Origin of the sequence: Saccharopolyspora ipomoeae (assembly GCF_029952525.1) — a bacterium.
Lineage (GTDB): Bacteria > Actinomycetota > Actinomycetes > Mycobacteriales > Pseudonocardiaceae > Saccharopolyspora > Saccharopolyspora ipomoeae.
Window position 1 is genome coordinate 16401 of sequence record NZ_JASAOF010000001.1, and the last position, 21640, is coordinate 38040.

The 21640-nt window shown below is 69.9% G+C and carries 21 protein-coding genes; 6 read left to right on the forward strand and 15 right to left on the reverse strand.

Features of this window, described 5'->3' with window-relative positions; all coding sequences use genetic code 11:
* The first annotated feature begins 10 nt into the window (after positions 1–10).
* Positions 11–862, forward strand: a complete 852-nt coding sequence (locus QFW96_RS00090) for a helix-turn-helix domain-containing protein (RefSeq protein ID WP_281453379.1) — start codon at positions 11–13, stop codon at positions 860–862.
* Positions 863–874: 12 nt separating this feature from the next.
* On the opposite strand, the gene QFW96_RS00095 is transcribed toward QFW96_RS00090, so the two are convergent.
* On the reverse strand, positions 875–1540 hold the full coding sequence (locus tag QFW96_RS00095) for a polysaccharide deacetylase family protein (RefSeq protein WP_281453380.1): 666 nt from the start codon (positions 1538–1540) through the stop codon (positions 875–877).
* 351 nt (positions 1541–1891) lie between these two features.
* On the opposite strand from QFW96_RS00095, the gene QFW96_RS00100 reads away from it, so the two are divergent.
* Positions 1892–3199, forward strand: a complete 1308-nt coding sequence (locus QFW96_RS00100; RefSeq protein WP_281453381.1) for an MFS transporter — start codon at positions 1892–1894, stop codon at positions 3197–3199.
* Positions 3200–3266: 67 nt separating this feature from the next.
* Here the strand turns inward: QFW96_RS00100 and QFW96_RS00105 are convergent, their stop codons facing one another.
* Positions 3267–4025 (reverse strand): IclR family transcriptional regulator, encoded by a 759-nt coding sequence (locus QFW96_RS00105; RefSeq protein ID WP_281453382.1) that lies wholly within the window; start codon positions 4023–4025, stop codon positions 3267–3269.
* Positions 4026–4161: 136 nt separating this feature from the next.
* Here QFW96_RS00105 and QFW96_RS00110 point away from each other — a divergent pair, with 136 nt between their 5' ends.
* The 3 genes from QFW96_RS00110 to QFW96_RS00120 are packed head-to-tail and all read left to right on the forward strand — an operon-like array spanning position 4162 to position 7179.
* Positions 4162–5511: an RraA family protein gene (locus tag QFW96_RS00110; protein ID WP_281453383.1), complete on the forward strand. Its 1350-nt coding sequence runs from the start codon at positions 4162–4164 to the stop codon at positions 5509–5511.
* A 48-nt stretch (positions 5512–5559) separates the two neighbouring features.
* Positions 5560–6903 (forward strand): TRAP transporter large permease subunit, encoded by a 1344-nt coding sequence (locus QFW96_RS00115; protein ID WP_281453384.1) that lies wholly within the window; start codon positions 5560–5562, stop codon positions 6901–6903.
* A 27-nt stretch (positions 6904–6930) separates the two neighbouring features.
* Positions 6931–7179, forward strand: coding sequence for a hypothetical protein (locus QFW96_RS00120; RefSeq protein WP_281453385.1), 249 nt, complete (start codon positions 6931–6933; stop codon positions 7177–7179).
* Positions 7180–7293: 114 nt separating this feature from the next.
* On the opposite strand, the gene QFW96_RS00125 is transcribed toward QFW96_RS00120, so the two are convergent.
* The 9 genes from QFW96_RS00125 to QFW96_RS30160 all read right to left on the reverse strand — a co-directional run bounded on the left by QFW96_RS00125 (position 7294) and on the right by QFW96_RS30160 (position 16240).
* Positions 7294–8790, reverse strand: coding sequence for a sulfatase family protein (locus QFW96_RS00125; protein WP_281453386.1), 1497 nt, complete (start codon positions 8788–8790; stop codon positions 7294–7296).
* On the reverse strand, positions 8787–9761 hold the full coding sequence (locus QFW96_RS00130; RefSeq protein ID WP_281453387.1) for an aliphatic sulfonate ABC transporter substrate-binding protein: 975 nt from the start codon (positions 9759–9761) through the stop codon (positions 8787–8789). Before QFW96_RS00130 ends, QFW96_RS00125 begins: the two co-directional genes overlap by 4 nt.
* Positions 9758–10555, reverse strand: a complete 798-nt coding sequence (locus QFW96_RS00135) for an ABC transporter ATP-binding protein (protein WP_343231343.1) — start codon at positions 10553–10555, stop codon at positions 9758–9760. Before QFW96_RS00135 ends, QFW96_RS00130 begins: the two co-directional genes overlap by 4 nt.
* Entirely contained in the window at positions 10537–11325 is a 789-nt protein-coding gene (locus QFW96_RS00140; RefSeq protein ID WP_281453389.1) for an ABC transporter permease, read from the reverse strand. The genes QFW96_RS00135 and QFW96_RS00140 overlap by 19 nt, the downstream gene beginning before the upstream one ends.
* An 11-nt stretch (positions 11326–11336) precedes the next feature.
* Complete coding sequence (locus QFW96_RS00145; protein WP_281453390.1) at positions 11337–12548, reverse strand: ROK family transcriptional regulator; 1212 nt, start codon at positions 12546–12548, stop codon at positions 11337–11339.
* Between the two features lie 426 nt (positions 12549–12974).
* Positions 12975–14555: a GMC oxidoreductase gene (locus QFW96_RS00150; RefSeq protein ID WP_485119552.1), complete on the reverse strand. Its 1581-nt coding sequence runs from the start codon at positions 14553–14555 to the stop codon at positions 12975–12977.
* A gap of 85 nt (positions 14556–14640) precedes the next feature.
* Positions 14641–15198, reverse strand: coding sequence for a TetR/AcrR family transcriptional regulator (locus QFW96_RS00155; RefSeq protein WP_281453391.1), 558 nt, complete (start codon positions 15196–15198; stop codon positions 14641–14643).
* Between the two features lie 53 nt (positions 15199–15251).
* Entirely contained in the window at positions 15252–15629 is a 378-nt protein-coding gene (locus QFW96_RS00160) for a PH domain-containing protein (protein WP_281453392.1), read from the reverse strand.
* A gap of 200 nt (positions 15630–15829) precedes the next feature.
* On the reverse strand, positions 15830–16240 hold the full coding sequence (locus QFW96_RS30160; RefSeq protein ID WP_343231344.1) for a hypothetical protein: 411 nt from the start codon (positions 16238–16240) through the stop codon (positions 15830–15832).
* A gap of 397 nt (positions 16241–16637) precedes the next feature.
* On the opposite strand from QFW96_RS30160, the gene QFW96_RS00170 reads away from it, so the two are divergent.
* Positions 16638–16958: a TetR family transcriptional regulator C-terminal domain-containing protein gene (locus tag QFW96_RS00170; RefSeq protein ID WP_281453393.1), complete on the forward strand. Its 321-nt coding sequence runs from the start codon at positions 16638–16640 to the stop codon at positions 16956–16958.
* A gap of 75 nt (positions 16959–17033) precedes the next feature.
* Here QFW96_RS00170 and QFW96_RS00175 read toward each other — a convergent pair whose 3' ends face one another.
* The 4 genes from QFW96_RS00175 to QFW96_RS00190 form a co-directional block, all read right to left on the reverse strand.
* Complete coding sequence (locus QFW96_RS00175; protein WP_281453394.1) at positions 17034–17873, reverse strand: fumarylacetoacetate hydrolase family protein; 840 nt, start codon at positions 17871–17873, stop codon at positions 17034–17036.
* On the reverse strand, positions 17870–19645 hold the full coding sequence (gene gcl, locus QFW96_RS00180) for a glyoxylate carboligase (RefSeq protein ID WP_281453395.1): 1776 nt from the start codon (positions 19643–19645) through the stop codon (positions 17870–17872). The genes QFW96_RS00175 and gcl overlap by 4 nt, the downstream gene beginning before the upstream one ends.
* A gap of 239 nt (positions 19646–19884) precedes the next feature.
* On the reverse strand, positions 19885–20805 hold the full coding sequence (locus QFW96_RS00185) for a 2-hydroxy-3-oxopropionate reductase (protein WP_281453998.1): 921 nt from the start codon (positions 20803–20805) through the stop codon (positions 19885–19887).
* A complete protein-coding gene (locus QFW96_RS00190) occupies positions 20802–21614 on the reverse strand; it encodes a hydroxypyruvate isomerase family protein (RefSeq protein WP_281453396.1) in 813 nt (270 codons plus the stop codon). Before QFW96_RS00190 ends, QFW96_RS00185 begins: the two co-directional genes overlap by 4 nt.
* Between the last annotated feature and the right edge of the window lie 26 nt (positions 21615–21640).

Below are 21640 nucleotides of genomic sequence, written 5' to 3' on the forward strand. Positions count from 1 at the left end.
AGAGGAATTCGTGACCAGCAGTTTTGAGCAGCGCCGACAGGAGTTCGGGGAGCGGTTGCGCCGCAGCCGCGACGAGGCCGGCCTGACCGGCCGTGAACTCGCGTCGGCGCTGGGCTGGGCGCATTCCAAGGTTTCCAAGATCGAGAACGGCAAGCAGACCGCCGAGGATTCCGACGTGCGGCAGTGGCTCGACGCCGTGGGAGCACCGGAGTCCGACGTCGAGGACGTGCTCGCCGAGCTCTCCGATCTGCGGGTCACTCGGGCCGCCTGGCGCGCGCAGTTGCGCGCCGGGCACCGGGCACGGCAGCAGCAGAGCCTCGACCTCGAACACGCCACGACCCGGCTGCGCAACGCCGAGTTCGGCGTTGTTCCGGGGTTGCTGCAAACCGCGGACTACGCGCGCTCCGTGTTCCGGACGCAAGCCGAGCTGCTGCAGGTTCCGGACACCGACCTCGACTCGTCGGTGCGGACGCGGATGCAGCGACAGCAAGTCCTCTACCAGGGCAAGGACATCGAGATCATCGTTTCCCAGCACGCCCTGCGCCACCCGGTGGCTTCCCCCGAGGTCATGCTGGGACAGCTGGACCGGCTGGTCTCCGCGCTCGACATCCCGGGCCTGCGGTTCGGCGTGCTACCGGAGTTCGCGCAGCTGCCGAACATCACGATGAACGGGTTCACGATGCTCGACGACGTCGTGCAGGTCGAGCACGTCTCGGCGGAACTCACCATCGACGATCCGGACCAGGTCGCGATCTACCACCGGCTCATGGACCGTCTCTGGCAGGTCGCGGCCGAAGGTGACGAGGCCCGAACGATCCTCCGCGGCCTCGCCGCCGAGCATCGTGATCGGGCGGCTTCGTGAGGTGGGTTGGGGTCAGGTTTTCGGGGCTTCCACTCGGCCTGTTTCCGGGGAGATGACTCCTGGGCAGAGGGCTTTCCGCTGGAGGGCTTCGGCGATTTCGGGGATGGCCGCGAGGGTGTTGGGGGGCCAGTCGTGCATGAGGATGATCTGGCCGTCGGTGAGACTCGCGTTGGCCGCGACGATCTGGTCGACCGTGGCGTTGTTCCAGTCCTGGGAGTCGACGTCCCAGATGATCTCGGTGAGCCCGTGGGCGGCCTCGACCTCGCGCAGGGTCGCGTTGGTCTCGCCGTAGGGCGGTCGGAACAGGGTCGGGGTTCCACCCCCGGCATCCGAAATCGCCTGCTGCGCGCGGGAGATCTCCGAGTCCATTTCGGACCGGCTCAGCCCGGTCATGTGCGGGTGGGTGTAGCTGTGGTTGCCGACCTGCATGCCCGCATCGACCTGCGCGGCGACCAGCGACGGGTTGGCGTCGGCGTGATCGCCCTGGTTGAACATCGTGGCGCGCAGCCCGTTCTGGCGGAGGGCGTCGAGCAGCCGGGCGCTCGTGTCGCCTGGGCCGTCGTCGAAGGTGAGACCGACGTACCCCGAGCACCCGGGCGCCGACTCGGCCGCCGGGGCGACCACCACCGCTGCTGCCAGGACCGCGCTCAGGGCGCAGGCTCGCGCTCTCGCTGACATGTCGACCGCATCCTCTCGAAGGCGCTGACGGAAGAGCCGAACGGGAGCGAGTATGCGGCGCCGACACGCGATGGTCAACGAGAGTTTTTCGAAACTTTTTCGGCCGCAACCGATCTCACACATCGAGGTGGATCGTGACCATCAGCGGACTTACGCGAGCCACGACTATCCACGCCCGACTCAAAGCGCCAAGTCGCGAGCCGCCATTTCCGAAACTTTCTTCCACTCCGCGAGGTGTCCGTCAAGTGGCCCTTGTGGTGATTCGTCCCGATGGATACGGTCGCTAAAACTTACACCGTTAGTTATCTGGGTCACAGACGCCCCGGATCAACACCCCGGAGGACGACCGGAATGGCCGCCACCGCGACAAGTGCGCGCCGCGTCGCGCTCGCCAGCCTCATCGGCACCACCATCGAGTGGTACGACTTCTTCATCTACGGCACCGCCGCAGCGCTGGTGTTCAACCAGCTGTTCTTCCCCAAGTTCGACCCGGTCGTCGGCACCGTCGCCGCGTTCGCGACCTTCGCCGTCGGCTTCATCGCCCGGCCCATCGGCGGCGTGCTGTTCGCCCACTACGGCGACAAGCTCGGCCGCAAACCCATGCTCATCGCCTCGCTGATGCTGATGGGCTTCGCGACGCTGCTGATGGGGCTGCTGCCCACCTACGCCACGATCGGCGTGTGGGCCCCGATCCTGCTGACGCTGCTGCGCTTCGCCCAGGGCATCGGCGTCGGCGGCGAGTGGGGCGGCGCCGCGCTCATGGCCGTGGAGCACGCACCGGAGGGCAAGCGCGGCTTCTACGGGAGTTGGCCGCAGGTCGGCGTTCCCGCGGGCCTGCTGCTGGGCAACCTGACGTTCACGGTGCTGTCGGCGACGATGTCCGAGGCCGCCTTCATGGCCTGGGGCTGGCGGGTTCCGTTCCTGTGCAGCGCGCTGCTGATCGTCGTCGGCTTCGCGATCCGGCTCAAGATCAGCGAGAGCCCGGTGTTCGAGCAGGCGATGGAGCGCAAGGAGCAGGAGCGCGCCGAGCGGATGCCGGTGATCGAGGTGCTGCGCCGCCACCCGAAGACGATCCTGCTCGCGGCCGGTTCGTTCCTGGCCACCAACGCTACGTTCTACGTCGGCACCACCTGGATCGTCTCGTACACCACCAAGACCCTCGACTACGAGCGCACCACGATCCTCAGCGCCAACGCCCTGCTCGCGGCCATCGACATCCCGCTGATGATGGCCTTCGGGATGCTGTCGGACCGGATCGGCCGACGCGGCATGGCCCTGGGCGGCATGCTCATGCTCGGGGTGTTCGCGGTGCCGTGGATCATGCTGGTGGACACCGGGGTGATCACGCTGTTCCTGCTGGCCGGCATCGTCGTGCAGGGCTGCCGGACCGCGGTGTACGGGCCGCAGTCGGCGTTCTTCTCGGAGCTGTTCAGCACCCGCCTGCGCTACAGCGGCGCGTCGCTGGCATACCAGATCGCGGCGATCCTCGGCGGCGGCATCGCCCCGATGATCTGCACCGGCCTGTTCGCCGCCACCGGCAGCTCGCTGTCCATCGCAGGCTACGTCGTGGTGCTGTGCCTGATCTCGTTCGTCTCGACCTACCTGCTGGCCGAGACCTACAAGCGGGACCTCAGCGACACGACCCCGGCCGTGGCGTGATTCCGTGGGTGGTGGGGGGAGTTTTAATGAAAACCGCCCCCACCCCCACGAGCACGGAGGACCCGAGTCACGCTGCGGGGACGCGGAATCCGATGGCCTGCGCTGCGCGGCGCACCTCCCCGGGCAGGGCGGAGTCGTTGACGTCGCCGAAGGACGAGCTGGCGCCGCTGAGCCCGAGGGAGCCCAGCAGGTTTCCCGCGTTGTCGTTGATCAGCGCGGCGATCGCGGTGGTCCCGGTCTTGCGCTCGTCGACCGAGATCGCGCACCCCTCGCGGCGGACCCGCTCCAGGTCTGCGCGAATCTCCTTCGCCCCCACGGTCTTCCCGTTGGTGAAGGTCACCGAGCCCAGCCGCTCGGCCTCCGCTGCGAGATCGTCCTCGGCGGCGAGGAAGACCTTGCCCGCCGCGCCCGGGTAGAGCGGTAGCCGCTCCCCGATGGGCAGCGAGTACTGCGGCCGCCGCCCGCCTTCGACGCGGTCGATGAGCACCCGGCTCTCCTGCACCCGCACGTACAGCGACGCGGTGAGGCCGGTCGCGGTGGCGAGCTCCTCCAGCACCGGCCGGGCCACCAGCCGCAGCGGACTGGTCATGGCGAACGCGTGCGCGGTCGACAACGAGGCGGGCCCGGCGGTGTAGCCGTTGGCGTGCCTGCTGGCGTAGCCGTGCTCGATGAGCACGTTGACCACGCGCTGCGTGGTGGCCACGTGCAGTTCGCTGCGCTGCGCCAGGTCGGTCAGCCGCAGCGGTTGCTGCGCGAGCTCCAGCACCTTCAGGACTTCGAAAGCCCGGTGCACGGAACGCATCGGGTTGCTCTTCGCGGTCGTCATGGCACCTCCTGCAGACCCCGCGAATCTATCACTGCGTGAGAAGTTCGCTCACACCCATTGACACGCGGCGTGCCGCCTCGCACAGTCTTCTCACTAACTGCACGTTCTTATCATAGAATGATACGGAGTTCGATCGATGAAGATCGCAGTGCTGGGCTTGGGCGAGGCCGGCAGCATCTATGCCGCCGGTTTCGCCGCCACCGGTGCGACCGTGACGGCTTACGACCCCGCCACGCCCCCGCTGCCGACCGGCGTCGCAGCCGCGGACGGCGTCGCCGCGGCCGTGCGCGACGCCGACCTGGTGATCAGCCTGGTGACCGCCGCGCACGCCGTCGCGGTCGCCGCCGAGAGCGCACCGCACCTCGGCCCCAACACCGTCTACGCCGACCTCAACGCGGCATCGCCGCAGCTCAAGACCGATGTGGCCGCAGCGCTGGGTGATCACTCCGACCGCTGCGCCGACGTCGCGGTCATCGGCTCGGTCCCCCAGTTCGGCCCGAAGACCGCGCTGATCGCCTCCGGCCCGGCCTCCGAGAAGGTCGCCGAGGCGTTCCGGGGCTTGGGCGCCGAGGTCGACTCGATCGGCGGTGAGCCCGGCGACGCCTCGCGGCGGAAGATGCTGCGGACCGTCTTCATGAAGGGCCTGGGCGCGATCATCAGCGAAGCCTTGGACGCCGGTGCCGCGGCGGGCGAATCCGCGTGGGTGCGCGAGCAGATCGCCAAGGCCCTCGTCGGCGGCGAGAGCGCCCTCGACCGGCTCGACAAGGGCACCCGCAAGCACGCGCTGCGGCGGGCGCACGAGTCCCAGGCCGCCGCCGACCTGCTCGCCTCGCTGGGCGTGGCACCCGTGATGACCACGGCCACCGCCGGCCGCCATCGCTCGTTCCACGAGGCGGACGACCTGGCCGCGCTGCTCGACGCGTTCGCCGAGATCCCCACCGCCGCCATCGGCGACGCGCGGGAACGGCTGGGCGTCATCGCTCCTCGCGTGCAGTCGATGTGGCCCGGCGCGCACATCGCCGGCCGCGCGTTCCCGGTGCTGTGCCGCCCGGGCGACAACAAGGGCATCCACCAGGCGCTCAAGCAGGTCCGCCCCGGCGACGTCCTGGTCGTCGACGGTGGCGGTGACCCCTCGCGGGCGCTGATCGGCGAGCTCATCGCGCACCGCGCGATCAACCGCGGCGTGCGCGGCATGATCATCGACGGCGCGGTCCGCGACGTCGAAGCCCTCCAGGAGGCCGGGTTCCCGGTGTGGGCGGTGGGCACCTCACCCGCAGGCCCCTACAAGAACGGGCCGTGCCGCGTCGGCGAGGACACCTCCGTCGGAGGTGTGGCCGTGCACCGCGGCGACATCGTCGTCGCCGACGGCGACGGCGCGATCGTCGTCCCGCTCGCCGAAGCCCACCGCACCCTCACCGGCGCCCGGGCCGTCCTGGACGATGAAGCCGCCCGCTACCAGCAGATCCTCAGCGAACGTTCCGCCTGACCCACCCCCGTCCACCCCGCTCCAGTGCCGAAGAGGGGAACCTGAAACATGCCAATCGGCCTTATCGCGCTCAGCGCGTTCATCGCCACCATCATCATCTGGAACGTCGCGTTCAAGCGGAACATGGGCGAAGCGATGCTGCTCGGTCTGCTGGTCACCGCAGCGTTCGCCGGGCTCGACGCACCCGCAGCACTGCTCGACGGCATGCTCGGCGCGCTCGACGAAGAAGTCCTCTACGCCGCGATCGCGTTCGTGTTCATGGCATACGTCGTCGACCGCACGGGCCTGATCCAGAAACTGCTCGGAATCCTGAACTCGCTGGTCGGACGCGTCCGGGGCGGCCCCGTCGTCGTGGACACGATCGGCTCGGCCGTGATGGGAGCGCTGTCGGGGTCGAACTCCGGCAACACCGCCGCGACCGGTGCCTTCACCGGCCCGTGGATGATCCGCACCGGCTGGACCCCGGAGCGCAGCGCTACCTTCCTCGCCGGCAACGGCGGTCTCGGCGCGGCGTTACCGCCCAGCGCCTCGATGGTCATCATGATCGGCTTCGCCGGTCCGATGGTGTCCACCGGCCAGATCTACCTGGCGCTGCTGTGCGCCGGGATCTACCAGGTGATCTGGCGCCTGCTGCTGGTCTTCTACTTCGTCCGCAAGGACGGGATCCAGCGCTCGCCCGCGGAGGAGCTCCAGCCGCTGCGCCAGGCCCTCCACGAGGGCGGGTCCGCGCTGCTGATCGTGCTCGGGGCCGTGGTCCCGATCGCCATCACCGTCGGCCCGATCGCGGCGTTCCTCACCGGCAGCACGCCGATCGGTGATGCGCTCGACGACATCGAGATCCTGACCTGGATCCCGATCCTGATCATCGTCCTGGCCCTGATCGTGGGTCGTCGCGAGCTCCCGCGCGGGGCGCGCGCCTGGAACACCTGGATCACCGAGGCGATGCCGCGCTTCACCAGCATCGGCGCGCTGCTGTTCTTCGCGGTGGCGGCCAGCGAGATCCTGGGCGAGCTGGGGCTGGCCGACGACATCGACGGCATCCTCAGCGACCTGCAGCTCAACAAGTACGTGATGGCGCTGCTGGTCGGTGTGCTGGTGGCCGTGGTGGCGGGCCCGCTGTCGTCGACGGCGACGCTCACCGCCGTCGGGCACGTCGCACTGCTGTCCCTGGTCGCGGTCGGGGTCGACCCGGTCCTGGCGGTCACGGCGATCCTCGTGTTCGCCTCCACCGAGGGCGCCTCTCCCCCGGCGTCGGGCTCGATCTTCGTGGCGGCCGGGATCACCGGTGCGAAGCCGGAGAAGACGTTCCTCCCGCTGATCGGCTACTACATGGTCCCGATCATGCTGATCGGCTGCCTCATCGCCTGGGGCGCCCTGCCCGTCCTGCGCTGACCCACCCCTCGCGATTCAGGAGTCTCGATGACCACCACACCCACCCGAGCGCAGGCCGTGTGCCGAACCGCGTTCACCGCCACCCTGCTGATCTTCCTCGTCCTGGCGGCCGTCCTGGTCGCGGTGCAGATCGTGGGCCTGCTGCTCGTGCAGCCCACCTGGATCAGCTGGGCCTCGGACACCCTGCTCACCCCGAGCATCGGCGCCGCCGTCCTCTTCGGCCTCGTCGCCTTCATCAGCGGCTACATCAACCCCAACACCACCGCCGAAGACTGAACCCCACCCCACCACGGTCAAGAACCCCGGTTTTCGCGCGACGAAAACCGGGGTTTTTGACGCGCGAAAACCGCGGTTTTCGTCCGGGTGACACGGGTCGTCCGGGTGTGCCGGTCACCGCTGGTAGGTCTGGTCGTCGAGGCCGCTGAGGGTGGGGTCGTGGGTGACGTCTCCGACCTCGTACATCGAGGTCATCCAGTGGTAGAAGTTGTCGCCCCGGTCTCGGAGGAGGTCGTAGAGGCGGCGCATCAGGCGGGAGCGGACCTCGGCCATCTCCGGGTGGGCGTAGCGGTTGAGCAGCTCGTCCGGGTCGGCGTGCAGGTCGTAGAGCTCGTTGACCGAGTCGGGGTTGACGACGAGCTTGTAGCGGTCGGTGCGGAGCATCCGCTGCGGGTACGGGAAGTGGTGGCCGTGGAACTCGCAGACGATGTCCTCCTGCCACCCGACGGAGTCCGAAGTGGACACGAGCGGTAGCAGGCTTCGGGAGTCCACGGCGGGTTCCGGGTCGATGCCGGCGAGGTCGAGGATGGTGGCGGTGCAGTCCAGCAGGCTCACGAACTCGTCGCGCACCACTCCCCCGGGCGCGCCCGGCACGCGCACGATGCCCGGGGTGCGGTAGATGTCCTCGTACATCGCCGGGCCCTTGTCGTGCAGCCGGTGGGATCCGGTGAACTCGCCGTGGTCGCAGGTGAACAGCACCGCCGTGTCGTCGGCCAGCCCGAGCCGCCGCATCGCGTCGAGCACGCGGCCGATCTCGTGGTCGATGAGCGCCACGTACCCCCAGTACACGGCGATCAGCTTGCGGGTGGTCTCCAGCGGCATCGTGTCGAACGTCCAGTGGTCGCTGTAGTTTCGCTGCACCGGCGGCTTGCCGTGGAAGGTCTCGGCGACCGAGCGCGGCAGCGGGATCACGCCGGGATCGACCAGGTCGAAGTACTCGTCCGGCACGATGTACGGCAGGTGCGGCCCGAAGAAGCTCAGCTGCAGGAAGAACGGCTTGTCGTGTTCGCGCACGTCGGCGGCGTAGCGCTCCATCGTCTCGATGGCGCGCGTGGCCAGGTAGTGCTCGAAGGTCGCCTCCACCGGCTGGTGCAACCGCGCGGCCAGCAGGTTCCCGGGACCGCCGTTGGGCAGGGTGCCGCGGACGCGGTCGCTGATCTCGTACGGCGGCAGGTCGTGCTCGGCGAGGTAGGCCAGGTAGTCGGGGTCGTCGACGGGGTTGTGCCAGCCGGGCAGGTCCGGCCCGTCGAAGCCGAAGTCGCCGGCGGTCTTGGCGGTGCCGACGTGCCACTTGCCGATCAGACCGCAGTTGTAGCCGTTGTCCCGCAACGCTTCCGAGAAGCTGAACTGCCCGTCGGGCAGGTCCTCGATGTAGCCGACGTTGCGCTCGTAGTTGGCCAGCAGCTTGTGCCGGAACGGCGCCTGACCGGTGAGCAGGCTCGCGCGCGCGGGCGTGCAGATGGCCGTCGGTGTGTACCAGCGGTCGAAACGCGTTCCGGTGGCGGCGAGTTCGTCGAGGTTGGGGGTGAGACCGAGCGGGTTCCCGTAGGCGCCGAGGGTGTCGGCGCGGTGCTGATCGGTCATCAGCAGCAGCACGTTGCGGCGGCTCACGGGGTGCCCGCCGAGGTGAAGAGGTCGGCGGCGTAGTAGTTCTCCGGACCGGTGCTGCGCCGGAGCTGGCCGGTGCCGGTGAAGTAGGCGTCCATCCCCGACAACCAGTTCCGCACGGTTCCGTCGCGGGTCATGCCGTCGAGCTCGTCGACGCCCAGCACCCGCACGTTGGCGGCATCGGCGCGCACCTGGGCGGGGTCCTTCTCGAGCAGGCCCGCGGTGAGCTCGATCGTGCGCTCCGGGTTGGCCGAGCGGTAGCGCATCGCGTCGCGCAGCACCGCCACGGTGCGGCGCGCCTCGTCCCGGCCGACGACGTCGTTGCCCGCGACGAACGCGGTCGGGAACTCCAGCTGCCCGGCGAAATCCGAGTTCCTCGCCAGCTCGACCAGTCCCGGGACCTGCTTGCGCACGGTGTCCAGCGCCGGGTACCAGAACCCGGCGGCGTCGATGCGCTTGGCGGAGAACGCCGACACGATCGTCGAGGCGTCCATCGGCACGACCTTCACGTCGCTCTTGGTCATGCCCGCCCGGCTCAGCGCCAGGTCGAGGATCATCTCCCCCGAGGTCCCCTGCGGCACGCCGACGGTCTTGCCGCGCAGGTCCGCCACGTCGGTGATGCCGGGCTGGGCGATGACGCGGTCGGCGTTGCCGAGGGTGTTGAGCGCGACGACCTTCGCCTGCCCGGAAGCGGGCAGCCACATCGCGCCCGGACCGATGTAGCCGAAGTCCAGGTCACCGCTGCCCAGCGCCTGGATCTGCAGCGGGCCGTTGTTGAACGAGCTGATCTCGGCGGTGAGACCGTGCTTCTCCCAGAGCTTCTGGTCCTCGGCCACGGCGAGCAGGCTGGCGCCGTTGTAGTCGCCGATGTAGCCGAACCGGACCTCGCCGGCGTCCGACGAACCGCCGCACCCGCTGAGCGCGACGACGAGTCCGGTGAGCAGTGCTGCGAGCCATCTCTTCCTGCTGGTCATGGCGTCCTCTCGGCGACGGTCCCCTGGTGGTAGACGGAGTTCCAGACCCGGTTGCGCAGCGCGGTGAACTCCGCGCTCAACCGGACCTCCTCGGTGCGCGGGTGCGGCAGGTCGACCTCGACGACGTCGTGGATCCGGCCGGGCCGGGAGGCCATCACCACGACCCGGTCGGCCAGGTACACGGCCTCGTCGACGTCGTGGGTGATGAACAGGACCGTGCGACGCTCGCGGTCCCACGCGCTGAGCAGCTGGTCCTGCAGCTTCACCCGGGTCAGCGCGTCGAGGGCGCCGAAGGGCTCGTCCATCAGCAGGATCTCGGGGTTGACGGCGTAGGCGCGGGCGATGGCGCAGCGCTGCCGCATCCCGCCGGAGAGCGCCTTGGGCAGCACGTCGGCGAAGTCGGCGAGCCCGACGACGTCGATGAAGTGCTCGGCCCGCGAACGCCGCTCGACCTTGGGCACTCCGGCGATCTTGAGGCCGAACTCGACGTTGCCGCGCACCGTCAGCCACGGGAACAGCGCGTACTGCTGGAAGATGACGCCGCGGTCGGGTCCGGGACCGGACACCGGGACGCCGTCGACCAGGGCGCGCCCCGCGCTGGGTGCCTCCAGCCCGGCGAGGACGTTGAGCAGCGTGCTCTTGCCGCAGCCGGAGGGGCCGACGACGGTGACGAACTCGTTGTCGGCGATCTCCAGCGACACGTCGTCGAGCGCCACCAGGGGCTCGCCGCTCAGGTCGAAGGTCTTGGTGACGCCGTCCACGGCGATCTTGGCGTTCACGGGCGCTCCTGCCATCCGGTCAGCCTGCGCTCGGCGAACAGCAGCAACCGGTCCATGACCAGGCCGAGGACGCCGATCGCGACGAGGCTGACGAAGATCGTCGGTAGGTCGTAGTAGAGCTGGGCGTTCTGCATCCGGAAGCCGAGTCCTTCCTGCGCCGCGATGAGCTCGGCGGCGACGACCGTCGCCCACGCCGAGCCCAGACCCACGCGCATGCCGACGAGGATGAACGGCGCGGAGGCCGGGACCACGACCTTCGCGAAGATCGTGGCGTCGCCCGCGCCGAGCACCCGGGCGGCGTTGATCAGCGTCCGGTCGACCGTGACCACGCCCTGCAGCGTCGAGATGACGCAGGCCAGGAACGCGGCCAGGAAGATCACGAAGATCTTCGGGACCTCGCCGATGCCCATCAGCACGATGGCCAGCGGGATGATCGCCAGCGGCGGGATGGTGCGGAAGAACTGCACCCACGGTTCGGCCAGCGCCCGCACCGGCCGGTACCAGCCCATCAGGAATCCGACGCCGACCGCCACGACCGTGCCCAGCGCGAACCCGGACAGCACCCGCGCGAGACTCGAGCCGGTGTCGGCGAGCAGGGTGCCATCGGCGAGCATCTCGGCCGCGCGGGCCGCGACCTCCGGTGGCGCCGGGATCTTCACGCCCAGCGCGGAGACCGCCCACCACACGGCGATGCCGAGCAGGATCGAGGCGGTGTTGAGCAGCATCGGTGAGCTGCGGCTCGGTGCCGCGTCGGGCGCGGTGCGGCGCTCGCTGAGCACTGCCATCACTGCCTCCTTCAGGCCGGGAGCGCGCGGATCGGCGCGGGTTCCGGGTGGTCGGCGAGAAGTGGTGAGCTGCGGAAGAGAGCGGCGAGCGCGCCGAGTGCGCCGTCGTCGTCGGCGAGCCGGGCGCACCGGACGAGCGGTTTCGCCGCGACCCACGGGAACAGCTCCCGGCCGGCGGTCTCGGCGGCCCGCTCGACGAGCACCGGTGCGAGCCGGGCGATCTCACCGCCGATGACGACCTCGGACGGGTTGAACACCATCGCGATCGTGCCCAGGGCCCGACCCAGCACCTCGGCGGTCTCGCGCAGCACCTGCACGATCGCGGGATCGCGTGAGCGGGCGAGTTCGTCGAGGGAGCCGACGTCGGCGCCGCGTTCCCGGCAGGCGGCCAGGATCGCCGGGACCGACGCGACGGTCTCCAGGCAGCCGTCCTTGCCGCACCGGCATCGCGCCCCACCCGGCACGACCGTGACGTGGCCGAGCTCCCCGGCGAGCCCGGTGGCTCCGGGGACGATGCGGCCGCCGATCACCAGCGCCCCGCCGACGCCGTCGGAAAGTCGCACGTAGAGCAGGTTCTCGGCGATGGCATCACCGGCGAGCGCTTCGGCGAGGGCGGCGAAGCGGGTGTTGTTGTCCACGATCACCGAGGCGCCGAAGCGCTCGGCGAAGGCGACGTCCACGTCGTCGCGCGCAGCGGCGAAGCCCGGGCCGAACGCGCCTTCGGGGGCGTGCGGAGCCGAGGAGCGCGGGTGCGGGCCGGTCACGCCGATGCCGATGCCGTGCAGCGCCCGGAAGTGCAGGCCCCGGTCGTGACCGAGCCGGTCGATGAGCGCGAAGGCGGTCGTGATCCGCTCCGGCCAGCCCGCGCCGTCGGAGTAGGTCTGGCGGCCGGAGGCGACGACGTCGTGGGAGGCGTCGGCGACGGCCACGTGCACCCGGCGGTGCCCGAAGTCCACCCCCAGGAACTGGCCGGAATCCGGGTCCAGCGCGAGCCGCTCGGCGGGCCTGCCGCTGCCCGCCCGCTGCGCCGCGTCGGTGTCGACGACCACGACGGCACCGTCCCGCAGCAGGTCGCGGGTGATCTCGGAGATCGTGGTCCGCGACAACCCCACGGCCTCGGCGATCTCACCCCGGCTCAGCGAGCCCCGCTCCCGCAGCGCGCGCAGCACGCGCTCCTGATGGGTCTGACGCACCAGGGCGTGCGCTTCGCCGGGCATCCGCATGCCGCACATGCTCGAACCAGGCGATTTTTCCGGCAAGGCTCCGACAGAATTGTTCCGGGGAGTGGAACCCCCTCCCACAACCACCCGATCAGGCCCCTCACGACGAAAACCGGGGTTTTCGACCGGTCAAGAACCCCGGTTTTCGTCGTGTCGAATACCGGGGTTTTCGTCCTGAGGGTCCCTTTCGGGGTGGCGCAGTTTTCATGAAAGCTTCGCTCCCCACGTCCCCGAACCGAGGTGTCAACTGAAACCTCACCCGCGCCACCACGAGAGAACGTGCTGGTGGTGGGGTTGCCGGGGTTCGTCGGGGGAAGTTTCGACGGAAACTTCCTCTGGGTGGGTGGTGGGGGGAGTTTTAATGAAAACTTCCCCCACCACCGGGGACAGGAGCCGGACCGCCGGGGAGGTGGGTCTCGGACGGGCGTCCTAGGTGGTGCGGATGTCCTGGGCGAGGACCTGGGCGATGTTGCGTTCGGCGAGGGCGGTGATGGTGACGAAGGGGTTGACGCCCGTGGAGCCCGGGATGAGAGAGCCGTCGGTGACGTAGAGGTTGTCGTAGCCCTTCACCCGGCCGTAGAGGTCCGTGGCCTCACCGAGGACGAGGCCGCCCAGGGGGTGGTAGGTGAAGCGGTTCTCGAAGGCGCGGGTGTCGCCGAAGAGGTCGTAGCGGTAGCTGGTGCCGTTGACCTCGTTGATCCGGTCGAACAGCTGCTTGGCCGCGTCGATCGACGGCTGCCCCTGCTCCTCGCGCCACTGCAGGATCGCCCGGTCGCTGCCCGGATCGTAGCGGAACGCGCCGCGCTCCGGGTTGCGGGTGATCGCCAGGTACAGGCTCGCCCACGTCTCCAGACCGGCCGGGACCGGCGCGATCTCGGCGAACACCGGGTTCACCGGGTCGTCCCAGGCGTCGATGCCCATCGCCGGCATGCCCGATTCCAGCGGTCCGACCAGGTCCTTCATGTGGTTGGCGCGGCCGAGCATCACGTTGCCGTTGGTGCCCCAGCCCTCGCCGATCGCCTCGCCGAGGCGCGGCAGCTTGCCGGTGTCGCGGGCGCGCAGCAGCAGTTCCGTCGAGCCGAGGCTGCCCGCGCCGAGGAACAGGTACTTCGCGGTCAGCTGGTGCACGCCCAGGACGTTGCCGGTCTCGTCGATCCGGCGCACCGACAGCGCGTAGGTGCCGTCCTGCTGCTGGGCGATGTCGCGGACCTCGCTCAACGTCTGGATGGTGACGTTGCCGGTGCCCAGAGCCGCGGCGAGGTAGCTCTTGTCGAGCGAGCGCTTGCCGTGGTTGTTGCCGTAGATGACCTCGGACGCCAGCGCCGAGCGCGGCACCAGCTCCTCCTCTTCCCGGCGCATGTAGTCGAAGTCGTAGACGCTGGGCACGAACGTCGTCCTGTACCCGGCCTTGTGCGCGGCCTCGCGGGAGACGCGGGCGAACTGGTAGGCGTCGCAGGTCTCGAACCAGTCGGGGTCGATGCTGTTGGTGCCCAGCATCGAGTTGGCCATCGGGAAGTACCGGCCGTACATCTCGTCCGCGTTGACCTCGGGCAGGATCTCCTCGAAGTACCAGCGCTTCGGCGTCACCGCCATCGCCCCGTTGACCAGCGATCCGCCGCCGACGCCCCGGCCCACGTAGACCGACATGTCGCCGTAGTTGACGCGGTCGAGCACGCCCGCGTAGGGCTCGATGTCGCGGTTGGCCAGGTCCAGCCACAGGAACGACGCCAGCGGCGCCTCGGTGCGCTCCTTGAACCACGTCGACCGGCGGTCCGGGGTGAGCATGCTGGAGAAGATGGTGCCGTCCTCGGCCGGGGTGTTCCACAACCGGCCCATCTCCAGCATCACGGTGGGCACGCCCGCCGCGCCGAGGCGCAGGGCGGTGACCGCCGCGCCGTAGCCGGTTCCGATGACGACGGCCGGCGCGTGCTCGGCCGCGTGCGCGGAGCGGCGGGTGGAGATGGTGGTCAGTCCGAGCGCAGAGGCGGAACCGAGGGCGGCCATGCCCATGAAGCGGCGGCGGGAGGTTGAGACGCGCACACCGGACCCTTCTGTCGTTGACGCAGGCTTACAACCTCTGTCAACGATGTAAAGATCAGGAGGTGACGCCCAATCCGGGAACGAGATGTCGGTGCAGGTAGGCGCGCAATTTCGCGTCCGAGCGGGAGCGGGCGCTCTCGAACTGCACCAGCGACACCAGCCAGCGCAGGCAGGTCTCGGCGATCTCCTCCAGCTCGGCTTCCAGCTCCGGCTGGAACTCCAGCAGCGGCAGCAGGAACGAGCGCGACAGCTCCAGCGCCCCGGGACCCATCGGATCACCGTCGAAGAGGATGGTGCCGCGCTGCGGGAACGCGATCGGCGCGAGCGCGGGACTGGCGCGGAACTCCGTCCGCGCGGCGACCATGACCTCCACCACGTAGTCGGCGGCGGTCGTCGCCTCCTCACGGGCGCGCTCGGTCACGCGCGAGATCACTTGGACGGCAGCGGTTTCCAGAGCTTCGGCGATGAGCTGCTCCAGCGTGCCGAAGTGCGCGTAGATCGTCGGCCGGGACAGGCCGGAGAGCCGGGCCACCGAGCTGATGGACAGCCCCTCGTAGCCCGCGGTCGCCATCCGCTGGATCGCAGCGTCGACGATCCTGGTGTGGACATCCATCCGGGCAGTATGCCGCTGCCCGGATGGACCAGCTCACACCCGGTGCGAATCGATCACCGTGCGACGAACGTGCTCAGCAGCGCCTGCACCTCGTAGACGTCGACGCCCTTGCCGAACTGGTGCGACACCGGTTCCGGCATGCTGGAAACCCAGAACTTCAGCTCCGCGTCGAGGTCGAAGGTGCCCGCGGTCTCCACCGAGAAGTGCGTGATGCTGCGGTAGGGGTACGAGTGGTACTCGATCTTGCGCCCGGTCACGCCCTGCTTGTCGACCAGGATCAGCCGCCGATCCGTGAAGATCAGCGAATCCCGGATCAGCTGGTAGGCGGCGTGGATCTGCTCCCCCTGCGCCAGCAACCGCCCGAACTCCTTGGCAGCGGCCTGCGGGTCCATCCCCGAAGCGTTGCCCATCATCCCACCGAACAAGCCCATACCCACTCCTAGAAGACGATCTCCGCTCACACCACCGTACCGAAACTCCCGCCACCACCGGGGCGACCGGATTTCAACGGAAGTCAGGTACCCGATTTCCATTGAAATCGGGTCGTCCGGGTGCGGGCGCGACGACGCCGACCGGTCTGCGGTGGGGAATGCGCAGAGCGGTCGGCGTTGACGCGCCGGTGCGGGGTCGGTCAGCCGGTGACGGCGACGTGCCCTTCGGTGGCCTCGGGGGCCGGTGCCTCGGGAAGGCTCTCGGAGGCGTCCTGGACCTCCGTCGAGGCGTCGGCCGGCGGCTCCGCCTCCGGCAGGACCTCCGTGCCCGAGTCCGCCGGGGGTTCCTCGGCGGGCGGCTGCTCCGCGGGCGGCTCCTCGGCCGGGGGGTCCTCAGCCGGGGGTTCCTCGGCGGCCTCGGGGTGGTCGACGATGGGTGCGTTGGTGCACTCCACGTCCTGACCCGAGCCGATCGGCGCCACGAGGCCGAGCACGCCGACGTTGTTCCCGCACAGCTGGACCGGGGCGACGCTGACGTTGTTGTCGTTGCCGATGTTGATGCCGTCGTTGTCGGTCGTGTCGGCCGAGGCCGGCATGACGCCGATGACCATACCGGCGCTGATGACGAGCGCCGCTGTCCAACAGGACTTTTCGCGGAGAGTGCGCATCGGATACCTACTTTCTCCAAGGAGGACACGGAGTTCCACCCGAGCGGGAGATCAAATCCGAGCGAACGCTAACCCGCGGGCAGGACCGCTGCCACGCGACCGGATCAGCAGCGGAAAAAGAGAAATATTCATCTGACCTGCAAAGATGAATGCGATACGGAAGGAACTAGGGTGGTTGGATTCCACTTGACCACCCGTTGGGGTAGCCAGCGTGACCCGATTAGGCGACCACGATGAGCGGGCCCCGGAACCCCCGAGGCCCGCCCCCGCTCCCGCTCACGGCTCGACCTTGACCTCCGCGGCGATCGGTAGCTCGCCCAACGAACGTCCGATGTGGAGGGTGAACGCACCGTGCTCGGTGCACCAGGCCCCGTCCTGCCAGTGCTGCCACGCCCGCGCCGAGCAGGCCGACCTGCACCCGGCGCGGGAGTGGTTCACCACCCGCTACGACAACGTCCGCACCATGATCGCCGACGAACTCCGAAAGGGCGTGGCGCACGGCGACGTTCGCCCGGAGGCCGACTGCGACGCCATCGCGGCCGAGATCGTCGCCACCATCGACGGCCTCCAGCTCCAGTGGCTCCTCGCCCCCGAGAAGGTCGACATGCCCGCCCTCTTCCGCGCCTACGCGGCGCGCTTGCGAGCGGCGCTCAAGCCCTGACCCACCAGCGCGAGTTCGCGCGGTGCGGCCCCGGGGCGGGAGGGGTCCGGCAGAGCGCCTCCCGCCCCGGGCCTCCTAGCCCCGGACCGTGGATCGCTGGCGCCCGAGGTGCTGGACCTCGATGTCGACCACGTCGCGGGGGCGGAGGAACGGGCGCGGCTCCGGGTGCAGAGCCGCGACTCCGGCCGGGGTTCCGGTGAGCACCAGATCCCCCGGGTGCAGCGTCATCAGGCCGCTCAGGTGCGCCAGCAGCTCGCCGACGCCGAAGACCATGTCGGCCGTGCTCCCCCGCTGCCGGGGGATCCCGTTGACCTGCGCTTCCAGGCGCAGGTCCTGCGGGTCGTCGATCTCGTCGGCGGTGAGCAGCCACGGGCCCAGCGGGGTGAAGGTGTCGTGGCACTTGCCGCGCACCCACGTCGGCCCGCTGGTCAGCTGCGCGCGCTCGGTGACGTCGTTGGCGGCGACGTAACCCGCCACCGACCGCAGCGCCGCCCGCGGGTCCGGGCAGGAGCGCAGCCGGGTGCCGATGACGACGCCCAGCTCGACCTCCCAATCGGTCTGCTCGCTGCCCGGCGGCAGCACGATCTCGTCGTGCGGACCGGTGATCCCGCCGCTGGGCTTGAGGAACACGATCGGTTCGGCCGGGGGCTCGGCACCGGCCGCGGCGGCGTGGCACCGGTAGTTCAGCCCGATGCCCACCACCGTTCCCGGGCGCGCGATCGGCGGGCCGAAGCGCGTCGCGGGTAGTTCCGGCAGGGCCTGCCGGCCGGCCTCGATCGCCGCGAGGCGCTCGGGGTCGGCCAGCAGTGCGCCGTCGATGTCGTGGGCGAACCCGGACACGTCGCGGACCAGGCCCGCAGCGTCCAACACCCCCGGCCGCTCGGCGCCGGGTTCGCCCACTCTGACCAGTCTCATGACCGGCCCGCTACCGCGGTCGGAGCGTCGGCGCCGGATTCGGCCAGCGCCTCGAACTCGTTGACCGCATCGATCTCGGTGCCCATCGACACGTTGGTGACCCGCTCGACCACGACCTCCACGACCACCGGGACGCGGTGCTCGGCGACGAGCTTCTTGGCCTGCTCCAGCGCGTCGAAGATGGCGTCGGAGTCGAAGACCCGCAGCGCCTTGCAGCCCAGGCCCTCGACGACCTTGACGTGGTCGACGCCGTAGCCGTTGACCTCCGGGGCGTTGATGTTCTCGAAGGCCAGCTGCACGTGGTAGTCCATGTCGAACCCGCGCTGCGCCTGCCGGATCAGCCCCAGGTAGGCGTTGTTGATGAGCACGTGCACGAACGGGATGTTGAACTGCGCGCCGACCGCCAGCTCCTCCACCAGGAACTGGAAGTCGTAGTCCCCCGACACCGCGACCACGGTGGACTCGGGGTCGGCGGTGGCCACGCCGATCGCGGCCGGCACGGTCCAGCCCAGCGGACCCGCCTGACCGGCGTTGATCCAGTGCCGCGGCCGGTAGACGTGCAGCATCTGCGCCGCCTGGATCTGCGAGAGCCCGATCGTGGAGACGTAGCGGGTGTCGGGACCGAACGCGCGGTTCATCTCCTGGTAGACCCGCTGCGGCTTGATCGGCGCCGACTCGAAGTGGGTCTTGCGCAGCAGCGCGGACTTGCGCTCGCGGCACTGCTCGGCCCACTCGCCGCGCTCGGCCAGCCTGCCGTCCCGCTTCCACTCGCGGGCGACCTCGACGAAGACCTCCAGCGCCGCGCGGGCGTCGGAGACGATGCCGTAGTCGGGCGCGAAAACCCGCCCGATCTGGGTGGGTTCGACGTCGACGTGGACGAACTTCCGCTCACCGCGGTAGGTGTCGAGCCCGCCGGTGTGGCGGTTGGCCCAGCGGTTGCCGATGCCGAGCACGAAGTCCGACTCCAGCAGCGTCGCGTTGCCGTAGCGGTGCGAGGTCTGCAGCCCGACCATGCCCGCCGACAGCGGGTGGTCGTCGGCGATCGCGCCCCAGCCCATCAGCGTCGGCACGACCGGGACCCCCAGGATCTCGGCGAACTCCACCAGCAGCGCCGAGGCGTCGGCGTTGATGACCCCGCCACCGGCGACGATCAGCGGCCGCTCGGCGGCGTCCAGCATCCCCAGCGCGTGCTCGGCCTGCGCCCGGGTGGCGCGCGGGTTGACCACGGGCAGCGGCTCGTAGGTGTCGATGTCGAACTCGATCTCGGCCAGCTGCACGTCCAGCGGCAGGTCGATGAGCACCGGGCCCGGACGGCCCGTGCGCATCAGCTGGAACGCCTTCTGGAACGCTCCCGGGACCTGCGCGGGTTCCAGCACCGTCACCGCCCACTTGGTGACCGGCTGGGCGATCGACTCGATGTCGACGGCCTGGAAGTCCTCCTTGTGCAGCTTGTTGACCGGGGCCTGGCCGGTGATGGCCAGGATCGGGATCGAGTCCGCCGACGCGGAGTACAGCCCGGTGATCATGTCGGTGCCCGCCGGGCCCGAGGTGCCGACGCAGACGCCGATGTTGCCCGGCTCCGCCCGCGTGTAGCCCTCGGCCATGTGCGAGGCGGCCTCGACGTGCCGGGCGAGCACGTGGTGGATGCCGCCGTGCTTCTTCATGGCGCTGTAGAACGGGTTGATCGCGGCGCCGGGCAGCCCGAAGGTCTGCGTGGCGCCCTCCTTCTCCAGGATGAGGGCGGCGGCGTCCACGGTGCGCATGCGCGTCATGTTCGTCCTCGTTTCGGCGTCAGGGGCAGGTCTCGCTGCGGGGGTTGCGGATTACGGCCGTAATCGGGTTCCCGAATACCGCCGTAACCGGGTAGCGGAATACCGCCGTAATCGGGTGGCGGATTACGGCGGTAATCGGGTCACCTAATACCGCCGTAATCGGGTGGTGACGGGAGTGCGGCCGCGGTCCGTCACCTGTGCGCGGCCGCACCCCGTCATCCCCGCGTCGGGCTGCGGGGTCAGGTGGTGCTGCGGCCGGAGAGTCGTTCGACGCCCCGCAGCAGGGCGGAGTGGTCGAGCCCGCCGTCGCCCTGGGCGCGGGCGGCGGCCATGAGCTGCGCGAGCAGCGAGCCGACCGGCACGACGACGCCGGATTCGCGGGCGGCGGCGGTGACGATGCCCAGGTCCTTGTGGTGCAGGTCGATCCGGAAACCCGGGTCGAAGCTGCGGTTGAGCATGTTCGACCGCTTCTGGTTGAGCACCGCGGACCCGGCCAGCCCGCCGCCGAGGACCTCCAGCGCGGCCTCGACGTCCACGCCGTAGGACTCGACGAACACCACGGCCTCGGACAGGGCCTGGATGTTGGCGGCGACGATGAGCTGGTTGGCGGCCTTGACGGTCTGGCCCGCGCCGCTGGGGCCGACGTGCACGACGGTCTTGCCGACGTGGTCGAAGACCTCCGCCGCGGCGGCGAAGTCCTCGGCCGAGCCACCGACCATGATGGACAGAGCCGCGTTCTTGGCCCCGGCCTCACCACCGGAGACCGGGGCGTCGAGCAGCCGGAAGCCCTTCTCGGAGGCCTCCTCGGCGAGCTCGATCGTGACGTCGGGGCGGATGCTGGAGAAGTCGATGATCAGCGCGTTCGGCTTGGCGTGGGCGAACACGCCGTCCTCGCCGGTGAGCACGTCCCGCACGTCGGGGCTGTCGGGAACCATCACGCAGACGATCTCGGCGCCCGAGACGGCCTCGGCGATGGAATCGGCCGAGCTGCCGCCCGCTTCCTTGAGCGGGCCGTACTTGTTCGGCGTGATGTTGTAGCCGGTCACGTCGTGGCCGGCGTTGGCGAGGTGCACGGCCATCGGGCTTCCCATGACGCCCAGGCCGATGAACGCGATCGAGCTCATTGCTTTCGTCCTTCCGGAAGTTCTGCGGTTTCTCAGCTGCGGCGCTCGCGCGGGAGCCAGTCGAAGGGGCCCGCCTGGCCACCGGCCTTGTACTCCAGGCCGACCCAGCCGCGGTAGCCGCCGCGTTCGAGCGCGGCGAGCTGCTGCTGCAGCGGCAGCGACCCGGTGCCGGGCTCGTTGCGGCCCGGGTGGTCGGCGATCTGCACGTGCGCGATGCGGTCGATGTGGTCGGCGATGACCTTGTCGACGTCGTCGCCGTTGACCGCCAGGTGGTAGAGGTCGGCGAGCAGGCCGAGGTTGGTGGCGCCGGAGGCCGCCTGCACGCGATCGATGACCGCCAGCGCGTCGGCGGCGGTGCGCAGCGGGTAGGGCTGCGGGCCGCTGACCGGCTCGACCAGCACCGTTCCGCCGATGCGGGCGGCGGACTTCGCGGCGAGCGCGAGGTTCTCGACCGCGAGGTCGTCCTGCTGCTGGGCGGAGGCGCCGTCGACGCGGTTGCCGTAGAGGGCGTTGAAGGCCGTGCAGCCCAGGCGCTCGCCGATCGCGACGGTGACGTCGACGTTGTCGCGGAACTCGCTGCTGCGCTCGGGCCAGGAGACCAGGCCGCGGTCGCCGCCGGGCATGTCACCCGCGAAGAAGTTCAGCCCGACCAGCCGCACGCCGGCGTCCTCGACGGCGCGGACGAAGGCGTCGACGTCGCGCTGCGCGGGCACCGCGGTGTCGAACGGCCACCAGAACTCGACGGCGTCGAAACCGGCGGCCTTGGCCGCGGCCGGGCGCTCCAGCAGCGGCAGCTCGGTCAGCAGGATCGAGCAGTTCACCTCGTAGGGCAGTGCGTGACTCATCGCAGCCGTCCCCTTAATTCCGTATC